We start from the raw sequence: 15570 nt of genomic DNA on the forward strand, positions 1-15570 counted from the left end.
TCATATATTCATCCCTCCGGCGATCATCTCTGCACTCCTCATATATTTGACCTCGCTAAGGCTTTTGAAAACCTCCGGCGAGTTCAGTGAGTGCAGAATCTCAAGGAGCCTTGCCGGCTCCGCTCCATCCTCCTCCAGAACACGGGCAACGCCGAGCTTCTCGGCGTATCTCGCATTGTAGAGCTGATGGTTGTCCGCAGAGGCTTTCAGCGGTATGAAAACCGCAGGTCGCCTCGAATATACGGTTTCGAATACACTCCCCGAGCCTGAGCGGGCGATGATAATATCAGCTTTTGAGTATTCTTCAACCATATCATTTATATAGCCTTTGAGAACGATCCTTTCCGGATACCTGTCTGGATCAACACCGTTCTCTTCGTACATCAGTTTTGTTTCATCAAGCAGTTTCAACCCCGCCTGATGAACTATCGTATAACCCTCCTCCATAAGCATCGGCGAAGCTTTGGCAACGAGGGTGTTTATAAACCTGCTCCCCTGACTTCCACCGAGAACAAGGATAACCTCAGGGGATCTCTCCTTCGGAGCAAAAGCCGCAAGCTCTTTGCGGACAGGGTTCCCAGTCCAGACGGTTCTCCCTTTGGCCTCCTTTGTCTCCTCAAAGGAGAGGAAAACCTTGCGGCAGAAGCGTGCGAAGGCCTTGTTCGTAAGCCCCATGACACTGTTCTGTTCATGGAGGTAGAGCTCTGCTCCTTTCACAAGGGCGGCGGCAGCTGGTGCTGCACTGGCGAACCCGCCTGTTAGAAGCACCTTATCACCCCTTTTAACAACACCCAGCATCCTGAAAAACTCCATGCCGAGCCCCATGAGGGAGGAGATGCGCCTTAGTACCCCTGTACCCTTGAGGGGGGTCTGCCTCTGTTCGATGAAGCTGTATCCCCTTTCGGAAAGGATTCTCCGCTCGAGCCCCCTGTCCGTAACGAGAAACAGAATCTCATCAACCCTGTCTTTGACCTCCTCAGCCACGGCTATGCCGGGGTAGAGGTGTCCGCCGGTTCCGCCTCCGGCTATGAGAAGACGGCTCATTCCGCCTCCTCAGCACTCCTTATAAGAACCCCCGTCATAAAGAGGGAGAAAAGCATATTCGAACCCCCGTAGCTCACAAAGGGAAGACCTATACCCTTAGTGGGAAGAAGACCCGTTACGACAGACATATGGAAGAAAGCCTGTACAAGCAGACAGAAGGCCAGTCCGAAGGTTAAAAGCTTTGCAAACAGATCCGTATGCTTCATTGCCACACGCACACCGATAACAAAGAGAGCAAGCACAGCGGCAAGTATAACAAAACCGCCGAACATCCCCGTCTCCTCGGTGATGATGGCAAAGATGAAGTCCGTATGCGCCTCGGGGAGGAAATGCAGTTTCTGGGAGGAGTTGCCTATTCCTTTCCCGAAAACCCCGCCGCTCCCCACAGCCGTAAGGGACTGTATGAGTTGGTATCCAGTGCCGTATCTGTCCTCCCATGGGTTTATGAAGCTCAGGATACGCCCCTTTCTGTAACCAACCATGAGACCTGCGCCGATGATGGGTGCGATAAACCCGATAACACCGAACATATGCTTGAGGCTCGCTCCGCCGACAAAAAACATGCCGAAGGATACAGCGATAATAAGCATGGTTGTTCCGTAGTCCGGCTCCAGAAGTATCAGTGCACCCATGATTCCGAGGAGTATGGATGCGGGGAGGAACCCTCTGGAGAAATCCCCCATCTTATCGTGCTTCTTATCCAGATAGTGCGCCAGATAGAGCACGGTGGTAAACTTTGCAAGCTCCGAGGGCTGGAGGTTTATACCGGGCATAATAATCCAGCGGTGGGAGCCGTTTATAGGTCGGAAGAAGAATACTGCAATGAGCAGTACAAGGGTAAGGAAGTATAGTACGGGAACAAACTTCCGCCATGTACGTATCGGTATGCGGTATGCCATGTACATCATGGCAAGCCCTGCGAATACGGAGAGGAGCTGTTTTGTGAAAAAGAACAGTTCACCCCTGCCTATGCGCAGTGCCTGCATGGATCCGGCTGAGAATACAAATATAAGCCCTACGGAAACTAGAAAGGCGGTTAGGATAAGTATCTTTGCTCTGGAATCACCGGTAAAAGTCAACTCTCACCCCCCAGTTTTCTCACAAGAGCCTTGTAGTAGTCTCCTCGCTCTTCGAAGTTCTTGAACTCGTCAAAGCTCGAACATGCGGGGGAGAGGATAACGGTGTCCCCCTTTTCGGAGAGATGCAGAGCGGTGCGAACAGCCTCGCCGAGGGTTTTTACAGTGGTGAAGTCAACTGTAAGAAGCCCCCTGAGTCTCCCCTTTATTATCTTCCTCGCTTCGCCGAAGGCGATAACGTTGGAAGCGACCCTGTTAAGCTCATCCGCAAGAATACTGAAATCCCCGTTTTTGTCCCTTCCCCCGAGCAGTACGGTAACTGGGGGACGGAATCCTTTAAGGCATGCTAGGGTGGAGAAAACATTAGTTCCCTTGGAATCGTTTATGAACCTTATGCCGTTAACTGCGCCTGCATACTCACATCGGTGCTCAAGCCCTGTCAGTCCCTCTACTATGCCTGTAATATCCCCTTCGAAGCCGACAACAGTTCTCGCCGCCTCCAGTGCAAAGGCGAGGTTCACAAGGTTGTGCCTGCCGTAGAGATGGAAATGTCTCGTATCCGCTTTATACTCTTTGAAGTCCAGCTCAAGCCCCTTAAGCACAGGGAACTTGTTAAGACCTTCATAGATTGTTATTTTGTTCAGCTTCATCTCAGATGTTCTATCCGCAAGGTCCCTACTGTCGGAGAGGATAGCTTTCCCCCCTTCCTTGAGGAAGTCGAGAAGCTTCAGCTTCGCATCGGCGTATTCATCGTAGTCCACATATCTGTCCAGGTGATCCGGCGCAAGGTTGGTTATAATCACCGTGTCCGCCTCAAAGTCCTGGAGGAGCTCTATCTGGAAGCTGGAAAGCTCAAGGACGTAAACATCGGCCTTGTTCTCCAAAACAGCCTCACCAAAGGTTGCGCCGATATTTCCGCATGCAACTGCCCTTACACCGAGGGCGTTGAGGATCTGTGCGGTGATATGGGTTACGGTGCTTTTACCGTTCGTTCCGGTAACGGCGATTATTTTGGACTCTCTGGGAACGAGCTTGTAGGCGAGCTCTATCTCGCTGGTGAGGTTATCGGGGTGCAGACCTATACGGTTAAGGTCAACACCGGGGCTTGCCGCCACATGATCATAGATGTCTGTGTAGCCGGAAATACCGGAATAATCCGGATTCCTGTCATCAAAGATATCGATATGCTCAGCTCCCATCCTTTTCAGGAGTTTCTCAGCCGCCTGTCCGCTCTTGCCGTAGCCCAGTATCGCCGCTCTCATATCCTCACCTCAGCTTCAATGTACTGAGAGCCACAAGGGCCAGCACAAAAGATATAATCCAGAAGCGAACGGTGATCTTAGTCTCGCTCCAACCCTTAAGCTCAAAATGGTGATGTATGGGTGCCATGCGGAAAAGCCGCTTACCCTTGGTAGCTTTATAAAAACCAACCTGAAGTATTACGCTGACGGTCTCCATGACAAAGATTCCGCCCACAATTGCAAGGACTATCTCATGCTTGGTGATAACAGCCACAACAGCCATGGCACCGCCGATGGAGAGGCTTCCCACATCACCCATGAAAACACTGGCCGGAAAGGCGTTGAACCAGAGAAAGCCGAGCCCTGCTCCCACCATGGCGCCGCAGAAGACCGCAAGCTCACCCGAACCGCTTACGAAAAGAATGTTCAGATAACCAGCGAACTCCTTGTGCCCTGTGAGGTATACGAAGAAGCTTAGTGTTCCGAAGGATATAACAGAGGGTGCTATGGCAAGGCCGTCCAGTCCATCGGTTATGTTCACCGCATTGGAGGTTCCCACCAACACGAAGAGAGCGAATATGAAATAGAAAGCTCCAAGATCTATAACAAGATTCTTGAAGAAGGGCATGGCAAGGATCGTGGCCGTATTCCCCTTATCTGCGATGGTGATAAAGGTTATGGCAAGGACACCCGTTGTAACCTGACCAAGGAACTTCGCCCTTGCGCTTATCCCGCCGGGCTTCTTCTTTATGGTCTTTATGTAGTCATCACGGAACCCTATGGCGGCATAGCAGAAGAATGTGAAGAGGGTTATCCATACATAGGGGTTTGTGATATCAGCCCAGAGGAATGTAGAGAGACCTCCGGCGATAACTATCATAACCCCGCCCATGGTGGGGGTTCCCTCTTTGCTCTTATGTGCCTTGGGTCCGTATTCTTTGGAGAGCATGCTGAATTCGAGCTGCTTCAGCTTGCGGATTACAAAGGGACCTATGATCAGAGTTATTACCAGAGCGGTAATGGTCGCATACGCTGTGCGGAATGTGATATATCGAAAAACGTTCAGAATCCCCACCGTATCCGACAGGGGTGTTAAAAGGTTATACAGCACTCCGCTTTTTCTCCTTCTCGATGAAGTCTATGAACTCCTCGAACCTTTTTGCTCTGGAAGCCTTTATTAAAACCACACCCTCGGATATGCCGGAAACCAGCTCTCTGGCCTCCTCCTTTGTGGGTGCTATGGAGATATTTTCCGTATCCTGAAACTTTCTATAGCTCTGTCCGGCGAAGATAAAGTTTATATCCTTGCGTTTCTTCGCCTCTTTATAAAGACGGAGGTAAAGCATCTCTTCGAATCCCTCGATCTCACCCATCTCGCCAATAAGTGCATATCGTTTTTCATCGGGCATTTCATCGAGGTTTTCTACGGCACTGATTATCGACTCGAAGCCTGCGTTGTAGGTGTCGTCGATGACACGTATACCGTTGATAACCTTAACAGCTCCGCGCCCCTTAACGGGTTTGAACTTAAGAACACCCTTCATAACATCCTGATAATCCAACCCTGCGGAGAAGCCTATGCCTATGGCAACGAGGCTGTTTGTTATGAAATGGCTGTATACGTGGTCGAGGATAAAGCAGTAGGGGAATCCCTTATGGACCGCAGTGAAATAGAACTGCCCCTTGTTGTTTCTGTTCGCATCCGCAAGGATAACGTCACAGTTCATATCCTCGCCGTAGTAGCGGACCTCCACACTACCCAGCACCTTATCATCCAGATATTTCCGGCAGGTGTCGTTAACCCACAGGACGGAATCCTTCTTCATGCCGTCTACTATGGAGAGCTTCTCCTCAGCCAGCTTCTCTATGCTCCCCATTCTGCCTATGTGGGCATGCCCAATGCCTGTAACTACGGCTATCTCGGGCTTAACGTACTTGGAGAGCTCCGCTATCTCGCCGGGTGAATTCGTTCCGAACTCGAATACGGCAAAGGTGCTTCTCATATTAAGGTTGGCGGCGCAGATGGCAACGCCAAGCTCGTTATTGTAGTTTCCGTAGGCTGTATATACACGTCTGCGTGAGGAAAGCACCGAAGAGATAAGCTCCTTCGTGCTGGTTTTGCCCATGCTTCCGGTTACGGCTATCTTTGTTCCGTTGTACTTGCGGAGTTTATATGCGCCAAGCCCCTTTACAGCGGCCAGTACATCACGAACAAGGACCTTGTTACCCTGAAGGGCGTCATAGGCTGCTCTATTCTCCATTATGACGAGGGACGCTCCCCTGTTCACAGCTTCAGCAGCGTAGAGGCTTCCATCCACATTCTCACCTGGAAATGCGGCAAAGATATCCCCTTTGCGCACCTTTCTGCTGTCTATGACAAGACGCCTAACCTTGCTTGTTCCATCCGTATCAGCCGAGATTACTCCGGCAAGGGCATTAACCGTTTCACGCAGATTCATTCGCTTCCCTCCAGGTATTTACGTACTTCTTCCCTGTCATCGAAGTGAATCCTTTCCTTCCCGATAACCATGTAGTCCTCATGCCCCTTGCCGGCTATGAGGATGATGTCACCCTCTTCGGCTCTGTCGAGGGTGCTTCTTATAGCCTCCCTCCTCTCGGGGCATATTATTACACGCTCCGCATCCTCGAATCCTTCAAGGATGTCCTCGATAACCTGCTGGGGATTTTCAGTTCTCGGGTTATCGTTGGTGACAACCACCTCATCGGAGAACTCTTCGGCGGCCTTGGCCATCCTTGCCCTTTTCGTCCTGTCCCTGTCTCCGCCGCAGCCGAATATCGTGATCACCCTGTTCTTCCTGAACGGGGTGAGAGCTTCCAGTACATTAGACAGCGCATCATCCGTGTGGGCATAGTCCACAAAAACGAAGGCTCCCTTTACCTCAAACTTCTCAAGCCTGCCGGGAACATTGCCCAGTTCCTCAAGACCTGCCTTTATGTATTGATCTCCAATGCCCAGGGCGAGGGATGCCGCTACGGCACTGAGTATATTCTCAAGATTGTGAAGCCCCACAAGGGTTGTTTTGAAGCTGAACTCACCTCCGGGGTATTTGATTACTGCGCCGATACCATCAAGGCTGAGATCCACCTTCTCCGCCGTAATCTCGGAACGGTTGTAGAGCCCGTAGGTTATCTTGTCCAGCTCGGTTTCACCGGCCAGTCTGGCGCCGAATTCATCATCGATGTTAACTACACAGACATTGGAATATTCGCTTGTAAAGAGCCTCTTCTTCGCCTCGTAGTATTCCTCCATGGTGTTATGGTAATCGAGGTGATCACCGGACAGGTTTGTGAAGAGCCCCACATCGAAAACGGTTCCGAAGAGCCTGTTCTGATGGAGTGAATGGGAGGATACCTCCACAGCGAGGGAGTCGCATCCCTCGGCGACGGCTTCTGCAAGTACTTGATAATATTCGAAGGATGAGGGCGTTGTATTGATTGAGTCCAGCGTTGTTCCGCAGAAACGGCAACCGGTGGTTCCCATGCGTATCGGCTTCTTCCCCGCACGGCTGAATATCGATTCAAGGAGATAGCTCACGGTGGTTTTTCCGTTTGTTCCTGTTATGCCCACCTTCTCAAGCTTTTCATCGGGCTTGTGAAACCAGTTTCTGCATGCAAGGGCGAGGGCCTTGCGCCCGTCCTCTACGAGTACCGTCGGTATATTCTTAAGCTCTTTCTCAGCAACGATAAAAGGAACCTTTCCAGTGGCATAAACCTCTGCGGCTACAGTGTGGGAATCGAAGTCTGCACCCTGATACGCAAAGAAGATGCTGTTCTCGCATATCTCTCTGCTGTCGTAGCTTATGCCGTCGATCTCCGCTTCGAAGTTGATCCCGCTGTCGTAACCCTTAAGCTCGATTCCATCGAGTATGCTATAGGCTTTCATTGATCACGTTCCTTTTTAACCCGAGATAAAGCGATGCTATTTCGGCTATCTTCCTGTAGGTTCTCGCTGCGGTGGAGCCTCCGTAGATGCTTGTTCTGGGGCTGTCGTAAACAACCACCATGGCTATCTTCGGGTCATCCGCAGGGAAGAAGCCGGCGAAGCTCGCCGCATAATCCCGGCTGCTGTACTCACCCTTCTCGGAGTCAAACCTCTGCCCCGTTCCGGTCTTTCCCGCTATATCTATGTAGCTGGACTTTGCTCTTTTTCCTGTACCCTCTTCAACTACCTCTGCGAGGATCTTTCCAAGCTTTGTTGCGCTCGTTTCGGACATGATGGGCAGCCTGTCCACCTCGGGGGTAACTGTGCGTCCGTTCTTGCTTACCTCTTTCACGATTCTTGGTTTAAGCAGAAAACCGCCGTTGGCCACGGCGGCATAGAAACGAACCATCTGAAGAGGTGTTACGAGTATCTCCTGCCCCATACTCAGCGAAGGCCTTGAGAGACCGGACCAGTTCTTATAACTCCGAAGCAGACCCTCTTCTTCGCCAAGGCCAAGGACTCCGGTTTTTGCACCGAAGCCCGCTATGGAGAGGAATTCGTAGAAATCTTCGTTCTTAACCTTCTTCGTAAGCTTTATGATTCCGATGTTGCTGGATTTAACCAGAACATCCTTAGCTGTGAGCATTCCGTAACGGTGCACATCCTTTATGGTGTGTCCGTAGATCGTGTAGCGCCCCATCTCACAGTCCACCTTCTCCTCTATATCCTGTGAATGCCTGTCCAGAAGATAGGAGAATGAAACGGGCTTAAAGATGGAACCGGGCTCATATAGAAACGTTGCCGCCCTGTTCTTCCAGTCGCTCTTGCCGTATGAGCGGAAGTTGTTAGGGTCGAACCCTCCGGAGGAGGCCGCAAAGAGTATATCTCCCGTCTTTACGTCCATAGCAACTGCGACACCTTCTCTCGCCCTGAAGGCTGCGGCGTCCTCACGGAGCAGATGTTCGACCGTACCCTGCAGGTACATATCTATAGTAGTATGAACCGATGAAACGGTCCGTTTCTTGTCCCTGGTATCCTCAAAGAGGATGAGCCTTCCTGTGCTGTCACGCAGGCTCACAAGCTCTGTCTTATCACCCTTAAGCACCTTCTCAAACCGCCCCTCAAGACCCCAAAGGCCCTGATTATCGGTCCCTGTGAAGCCTATTACGGAAGAGGCAAGCTCGTTTTCCGGATAGAGTCGGTTCTCTGTAACCGTATAATCCAGCTCGGGTATATTCTTCTTAAGCTCCCTAGCCTCCTCTATACCGATGTTCCTCTTTATCCAAACGAAGCCGTCCGATTTATAGACACGCTTCTTGTTGCTCTTGCTCATGGTTATGCCATTATTCGCAAGGTCGATGATAAACTTGCGTCTGTCCTTGAGGTTACTGCCGAAAACAAAAACCGATGCCACACGCCTGTTAATCGCCATAGGCTTGCCTGTGCGGTCGTATATCTCGCCACGCCCCCTGTAGGTTGTTATGGTTTTCTCGGCCTGGTTGCCGGCCAGCTTAGCGTAGAAATCACCCTCAAGTACCTGAAGATGGAAAAGACGCACCCCGATTACGAGTGCAAAGAATATACATACATACAGAAAGAAAAGAATCCGGCTCTTTTCACTGAACATAAAAAGTCTTCTCCACGTTGGGCATTACAAGCCCAAGCTCCTCCGCTTTTTTATACATACCATCTATATCGAGGTCCTCTGTCTTCTTCTCCACAAGTAGCTGGTACTGGATCTCCCTTTCCTCAAGGAGACCACTTAGGCGGCTTATCTCGTATCCCTCACGGACACACATATGACGGACATAAACAATCAGAAATACTGCAATGATTACCATGGAGAGTATAAAGACCCTGCCAAATCCGATGCCTTCGGCCTCGTTCCTTTCAAAGCTCTTTTCCCAGTATGCCGCCTTCGTTCTCATGAAGTTCTCCCTTCCAAAGTTTTTAAGGGCGTTAAAACATATATAAGCTCCTCCGGGATGCCGCTTTCCCGAAGGAGCTCTAAATCCTCAAACATCTACGAGGATGACACTCTCTCTGCAACCCTGAGCTTGGCGCTTCTGGAAAGAGGATTCTCCTCTACCTCCGCTTCGCCCGGGGCTATGGGTTTTCTAGTGAGGATCTTGAAGGTGCGTTCCTTGTCGCAGTTGCATATAACCTGTTTCGGGGGGCATATGCACTCCCTCTCAAGCTCACGGAATTTCTCCTTCACGAGCCTGTCCTCAAGGGAATGGAAGGATATAAACGCCACCCTTCCGCCGGGGTTTACCCTGTCCTCAAGCTTTGAAAGCATGCTCTCGATCTCCCTGAGCTCGCCGTTCACGTGGATACGTATAGCCTGGAAGGTCTTTGTGGCAGGATTAATACCCTTTTTCCTGAACTTTGCAGGTACTGCCGATGCAACCGTATCCGCAAGCTCCAGCGTTGTCTCAAAGGGCTTCTCTTCCCTCGCATTCTCTATCGCTCCGGCGATGCGCCATGCAAAACGCTCCTCGCCGTAGGTCTTTATTATCCCGCTTAGCTCTTCTCTGGTAAGTGTATTCACGACATCTGCCGCACTGAAGCCAGCGGAGTTGTCCATGCGCATATCGAGGGGGCCATCCTCCCGGAAGGAGAAGCCTCTGCTTCCATCCCTTACCTGCATTGTGGAAAGCCCGAAATCTGCAAGCAAACCGTCTACCCTCTCTATGCCCCGCTGGTCGAGAACCCTGTTGAAATCCCCGAAGTTTTCGTGAAACACCTCTATGCTACTGACCCCTTTGAACCGCTCACGGAGCCGCTGAACGGACTCGGGGTCTCTGTCGATTATGATATGCTTTGCATCGCTGCTGAGCCTTTCGTTAATAGCTGCGGAGTGTCCGCCAAAGCCGCCTGTCAGATCAATAAATACGCCGTCTCTCTTTGCGGGAAGATACTCTAAAACCTCCGCCAGCATAACCGGCTTGTGCATACTCCCCTCCGGACGCTTAAAACTTGTTGGCGAATTTAGCGAAAAGCTCGTCCTTTCTCTCCTCGCTGTTTACGCTGTTCCAGGCATCCCTGCTCCATATCTCCATACGGTTGCGGAATCCTGTAAAGAAACAATCCCCTGTAAGACCGTTTTCTCTGCGTACATCCTGGCCGATAACTATACGGCCGTTCTTGTCGATACTGCATTCGTCCATCATGGCATAGAGCCTGCGGAGAAACTCGTTGAACTCGGGGTCGTTTTCCTCTTCCCAGCGTTCCTCCTGCTTCTCCCATTCCGCCACAGGATAAACACGAAGATGATCCCCCATGGAGATCAAAACGAGATGGTCGCTTTCGTACTTCCCTTTCAGGATCTCCCTGAACTTGGAAGGTACGCTTATGCGCCCTGTTTCGCTGATTTTATGTTCGTGTTTTCCTCTGAAACTTCCCATATCACCATGCCATTCTGATCCAATTTATGACCTTATCGACCAATACATGCCAAACTTTAACAGATAGGGTTATGAGCGTCAAGCTGAAAAGAGAGAAAAAGACAACGCTGAAATCCCCGAATGGCGGGCATTAGAGGGCTATAAGGGGGCGTATGGTTTTCTACTTTGGGAACATGGGCTTAGAAAAGCGGATTTTATTTGTGGCAATTAAAACACATGAGCGAACAGGCGTTCGCTTTTCCAGCGCATCACTGAACAACGACAGGAATTTATAGCCTCCAAATATCTGATAGTTCGGGCATATAGACTGCAGAAAAAGCATCAAAACATCGGTTTATTCAGCTAAAAATAAAAAAAGGCGGGTTATGAACCCGCCCCTCTATATCCTGAATGGTAATTTTCACTATATTTAAACTTTATGGTGTTTCTCAATGAGCCTGTCAAGCTCTGCCACAAAGCCTTCCACATGCTCACGGAACTGATTAAGCACCTTCTCCTGATTCTCCCTATCACCTTTGGCACCGTAATCCTTGAACTTGCGTGCAAGATCATGAACAACCTTATGGGGCTCCTCGAGTGCTCTGTACTGAGGATCCTCAGCAAGCTTGCCCTGTGTTTGTCCGTAGAATATCTTTCCAAAATCGCACTGGGTATGTTCGGGGACAGGCATGTCGCACTGGCCAAGGAGCCAGCAACCGTAGATATTCTTAAGGAACATGATGTGAGCGATCTTCGCCTTAACCAGAACAGAGGCATCATCGGAGAGCTTGAACCTTATAAGCTCTTTCTCAATACTCTTAAGCTCGCTGATGAGGGAGTTGATATCATCAAGCATCTTATCCACTTCACCCTTGGTGCTTACGGAGGAGTTTGCGATGTTATCAATACTTGTCGAGATCTCCTGGGTGGTGGCGGACTGCTGCTCAACGGCCGTTGAAATGCTTATGATAAGTCCGTTGAGATTCTCGATGGACTCAAGGATGCTCTTAAACTTGGCGTTCGCTTCCTCGGTGGTGTTAACCTGCTCGGTAACGATCTCTGATACCGCTCTGGTATTCTCGCCGGCAGCATTGACACCATTCTGGATCTCCTTGATCGCCTTCTCGATCTCGCCGGTGGATTCCATGGTTTTCTCCGCAAGCTTGCGCACCTCATCTGCGACAACGGCGAACCCTCTTCCAGCTTCACCAGCTCTAGCTGCCTCGATGGCGGCATTAAGTGCAAGGAGATTTGTCTGCTCGGAGATGTCGTTAATAACAGAAACAACGCTGCCGATCTCCTCGGCATTGGAAACGAGCCTCTCAATATCCTGTGCGAGCTTGTCTATGGTTTCCTTAACCTCTTCCGCCCTTCTGGTGGCCTCGCTCACTATCTCTGCACCCTCGGTTGCCTCTTTAACAGTGTTCTCCGCCTGAACTGAGGAGTCCGTTGCGTTTTGGGCTATCTCGCTAACCGTTGCGGCCATCTCCTCTCCGGCAGCGGCTACGGACTTTGTGAGATCCAGATGCTCTTCATAAACACTGGAAACCTTGATGAGAGAGTCGAATATTGGCAGAGCCTTCTCCGTAACATCCCCCAGCGCAAAAAGCGTATTGCTGAAATCCTTATCGAGGGTTGCAAGGAACTCGTTCACATTTAAGCTCATCTCGTGGAGTTCATCACCCTTCTTCTTGTTCTTCACAGGGAGGCGCTTACGGAGATCCCCCTCATCGGTGGCAAGTTCCTTGGTCATTGTGACTAAGCTTTTGACAGACTTCAGGCTGCCACGGAGCATCAGGAAAATGATCATCGTTACGATGAAGGCGAGAACGATGGTTATCACAAACTTTGTGATCATTGCACCCCTGAGCTCCTTAACCAGTGCGGTGTAGTCATCGAAGAAAACGACGTTCCCGATCTCTGCTCCACTGAAGTCTTTAAGGGGTACCACCCTCGATGAGAAGTAGTGCCCGTTTATAGTATATTCGTTCTTTCCTGCCTCATGCATTTCAAGGAGCTTACCGGCATCTTCGCCTGAGTTGGTGTAGTAGACGACATCACCCTTAACGATATCCTCGGGTTTGATATCGAAGCGTCTGGCATTCTCAAATACCTTCTGTTTTATACCTATGGCATACTCCACACCAAAGGTTCTCTGGAGAGATTTCATAATACCGTTTATGGAGCCCCCGAACTCGACACTTCCAATGTGCTTACCCTCGTGGAAGACGGGATAAACAACACGCAGACCGGGGCCTCCCCTTCCGACCTCAATGCCGGAAACGGGCTCCTTTGTCTTATTAACCTGAATAACTGTGTTCCTGAACCCGGAAAGATCATCACCAAACTTGCCCGGCTTATGGAGCCTGAGAAAGCTGGTTGCTGGAGGAACATGGAACTGGAACTGGGCAATGCCGTGTTCCTTTTTGATATTATTGTAGAAATCGAGATAATCATTCTTGAGCGCTTCCCGATCCTCCTCGGCAAAAAGCCGGGTTGTTCTCGGGTTCATGGCTATGCTTTCCACCGTAATGGAAAGGTCGCCGAGCTTGTTGTCAAGCTCAACAGACATAGCTTCACGCACACTCCTGTAAAAATCCTCCTGCTCCTTTTGAAGGCTTTTACCGAAGTTTGCATAATCAACACCGATAAGTACCGCAAGAATAATAAGAATTCCGCCGAAGACGAAGATATTAATTGTTTCTCTAAGACCGATTCGCATGAATACACTCCGCTAAGGTTATTAGTTGCAATATAACTAATAATACCTTCGGAGTCGTATTATTCAATAAAAACAGTTCTTCTATTTGAAGAAAATATAACAGCTTTTAGAAGAATGATCTCACGCAGGATGTAAGTATGCCTCTGTTCAGGTAGAACCTGTCATCCTCGGTACCCTTCAACAACCCCATCTCATGAAGCTTTTTAACATCCCGGGCCACGGTGGTTCTGCTGACCTTGCCGTAAAGCTTAACGTATTCCTTTTTCAGCTGGAGTTCCGGAGGGGTGAAACCTTCGGGGACATTCACGAGCAGCATGAGAAGCTCAAACTGCCTCTTGTTGATGCGCTTCTCCTTGAGAAGATTCTCAAGGTAGTTTTCAAGGGTAACACCCTGAACATTCTCGATACTCTGTCTGCTTATATCCTGAAGTGTATCGATAACACCTTCGGCAGCGAAATCGGCAAAGGAAGAGGGGTCGTTTGTATCAAAGAAACCGGCAAGCTCCTTAAGATAGCGCTCACGGTTATTGTTGTAGAATATACTAAGCGAATAGGGAACAAAGCGCCCACCGCCGGACCTTACAATAAGGCTCTCCGCATATCTTCCGATAACTCCGTTGAAGGAGTGAAATGGGAGGATCTTTGCGATATAGAGGTGTGTGCAAACCGCCCTGAAAAGGCTTCCGGCACTCTTCATCTCATCGGAGTTAATCCACAGGTAGAAGTTCTTCATAAGGAAGTTCACATCAAGCCTTGAGGAGGGGGGATTCCATGAGCAGTCGGGAAGATCCTTATAAACCTTCGCTTCGCCGTTCCTGTAGTGCCCCTCCTCATCCTTTGAACCGCTGAGTCCCTTCACGAGTATGCCGAGAGCGCTGTGTACGGTATCAGAGGTGATCTCAAATCCCTCCTCAGAACTCTGGGAGGCTATATACTTATAGAGGTTCTTAAGGTTGTAGATCCTTATGGCAAGGGGATCGTGTCCTATAACCCCCTCTTTCTGCGAAATAATATTCTCTACCTCGGAGAGGGAGAGGGTGCTCCCCTCGATACTCGCCTGTGCATGGATAGATGCAGCAGGCAGACGAACGAGCTTCTGCTCTGCCACTTCGGGTAGAACAGGAACACTTGCCACCATATCGATTAGAGCCTGGGCACGGACAAGTTTTCCGGGTCTGCCGCTGAAAATACCGTTATATGTGAATTTCCCTGAATGGAAACTGTTTACTTCCTTGATCATAACTCTCCTTCGCAATAATTAGAATTTAAAAGAATAATAAAGGGCCGTTTATCCGGCCTCGGTTTTCTTTGCTTCCTGCCAGAGCTCTTCCATCTCTTCCAGTGATGCTTCTTCATAGGCCATCCCCTTCTCTTTGAGCCTTTTGCCTATGTAGTCAAACCTGGAAACAAATCTGGAGTTGCATTTCCGCAAAGCCTCATCAGAATCGACATCCAAAAAGCGGGAAATGTTCACTAGGGCAAACAAAATGTCCCCGAGTTCGTGCTCGATCTCCTCACGGCTACCGTTTAGAACCGCCTCTGTGAACTCGCCGAACTCCTCATTCACCTTATCCATACACTGGGCCTTGCTGTCCCAGTCGAATCCAACCTTCCTGGCCTTCTCCTGAAGCTTTCTCGCCGTGGGAAGGGTTGGGAGGGTGGCAGGAACGCCGTCCAGTACAGATTTGCGGCTGTTCTTCTTCTCTTCAGCCTTTATCTTTTCCCAGCTTTCAACAACCTCTTCGGAATTATTAACAGCTGCATCGCCGAAAACGTGGGGATGTCTTCTTACAAGCTTTTCGCTCACCAGGTCAAGGGCTTCTTCAAGGCTGAACTTACCCTCTTCCTCCGCCATTACCCCATGGAAAACAACATGGAACGCCACATCCCCAAGCTCCTCCCGGACATGCTCAATATCTTCGTTATCAAGGGCTTCAAGGAGTTCGTAGGCCTCTTCAAGGAAATGCTCCTTTATGGAATAAAGGTTTTGCTCCCTGTCCCATGGACATCCTTCAGGGCTTCTGAGTTTTTTTACAATTTCAACGAGTCTTTCATAGGAAGAGTTCATAAGGCAAATAATCCTCTTTGGAAGCTTACGAAGAATTTTAATTCACCGATGTCCAAAAATCAACCGTTACTCACATGGTGATTTCTTCTG

General features: G+C 49.8%; 13 protein-coding genes. All 13 read right to left on the bottom strand.

What is annotated here, in order from left to right:
- Complete coding sequence (locus K300_RS0112440; RefSeq protein WP_022852003.1) at window positions 1-1044, bottom strand: UDP-N-acetylglucosamine--N-acetylmuramyl-(pentapeptide) pyrophosphoryl-undecaprenol N-acetylglucosamine transferase; 1044 nt, start codon at window positions 1042-1044, stop codon at window positions 1-3.
- Window positions 1041-2123 (bottom strand): putative lipid II flippase FtsW, encoded by a 1083-nt coding sequence (ftsW, locus tag K300_RS0112445; protein ID WP_022852004.1) that lies wholly within the window; start codon window positions 2121-2123, stop codon window positions 1041-1043. The genes K300_RS0112440 and ftsW overlap by 4 nt, the downstream gene beginning before the upstream one ends.
- Window positions 2120-3382, bottom strand: a complete 1263-nt coding sequence (gene murD / locus K300_RS0112450; RefSeq protein WP_022852005.1) for a UDP-N-acetylmuramoyl-L-alanine--D-glutamate ligase — start codon at window positions 3380-3382, stop codon at window positions 2120-2122. Before murD ends, ftsW begins: the two co-directional genes overlap by 4 nt.
- A gap of 4 nt (window positions 3383-3386) precedes the next feature.
- A complete protein-coding gene (gene mraY, locus K300_RS0112455; RefSeq protein ID WP_022852006.1) occupies window positions 3387-4472 on the bottom strand; it encodes a phospho-N-acetylmuramoyl-pentapeptide-transferase in 1086 nt (361 codons plus the stop codon).
- A complete protein-coding gene (locus tag K300_RS0112460; RefSeq protein WP_022852007.1) occupies window positions 4462-5820 on the bottom strand; it encodes a UDP-N-acetylmuramoyl-tripeptide--D-alanyl-D-alanine ligase in 1359 nt (452 codons plus the stop codon). Before K300_RS0112460 ends, mraY begins: the two co-directional genes overlap by 11 nt.
- A complete protein-coding gene (locus K300_RS0112465) occupies window positions 5817-7265 on the bottom strand; it encodes a UDP-N-acetylmuramoyl-L-alanyl-D-glutamate--2,6-diaminopimelate ligase (RefSeq protein ID WP_022852008.1) in 1449 nt (482 codons plus the stop codon). The genes K300_RS0112460 and K300_RS0112465 overlap by 4 nt, the downstream gene beginning before the upstream one ends.
- A complete protein-coding gene (locus K300_RS0112470) occupies window positions 7252-8931 on the bottom strand; it encodes a peptidoglycan D,D-transpeptidase FtsI family protein (protein ID WP_022852009.1) in 1680 nt (559 codons plus the stop codon). The genes K300_RS0112465 and K300_RS0112470 overlap by 14 nt, the downstream gene beginning before the upstream one ends.
- Complete coding sequence (locus K300_RS0112475; protein ID WP_022852010.1) at window positions 8921-9232, bottom strand: hypothetical protein; 312 nt, start codon at window positions 9230-9232, stop codon at window positions 8921-8923. Before K300_RS0112475 ends, K300_RS0112470 begins: the two co-directional genes overlap by 11 nt.
- Window positions 9233-9327: 95 nt before the next feature.
- The gene (rsmH, locus tag K300_RS0112480; RefSeq protein WP_022852011.1) at window positions 9328-10260 is read right to left on the bottom strand and encodes a 16S rRNA (cytosine(1402)-N(4))-methyltransferase RsmH; all 933 of its coding nucleotides are present in this window, start codon (window positions 10258-10260) and stop codon (window positions 9328-9330) included.
- A gap of 16 nt (window positions 10261-10276) precedes the next feature.
- A complete protein-coding gene (locus K300_RS0112485; protein WP_022852012.1) occupies window positions 10277-10711 on the bottom strand; it encodes a division/cell wall cluster transcriptional repressor MraZ in 435 nt (144 codons plus the stop codon).
- Window positions 10712-11120: 409 nt separating this feature from the next.
- Window positions 11121-13412: a methyl-accepting chemotaxis protein gene (locus K300_RS17095; RefSeq protein ID WP_022852013.1), complete on the bottom strand. Its 2292-nt coding sequence runs from the start codon at window positions 13410-13412 to the stop codon at window positions 11121-11123.
- A gap of 106 nt (window positions 13413-13518) precedes the next feature.
- Window positions 13519-14652, bottom strand: coding sequence for a Fic family protein (locus K300_RS0112495; RefSeq protein ID WP_022852014.1), 1134 nt, complete (start codon window positions 14650-14652; stop codon window positions 13519-13521).
- Window positions 14653-14700: 48 nt separating this feature from the next.
- Window positions 14701-15480 carry a nucleoside triphosphate pyrophosphohydrolase gene (gene mazG, locus K300_RS0112500; protein WP_022852015.1) on the bottom strand — a complete coding sequence of 260 codons (780 nt, stop codon included), beginning with the start codon at window positions 15478-15480 and terminating at the stop codon, window positions 14701-14703.
- Window positions 15481-15570: the final 90 nt, after the last annotated feature.

It is taken from the genome of Limisalsivibrio acetivorans (assembly GCF_000421105.1).
Lineage (GTDB): Bacteria > Chrysiogenota > Deferribacteres > Deferribacterales > Geovibrionaceae > Limisalsivibrio > Limisalsivibrio acetivorans.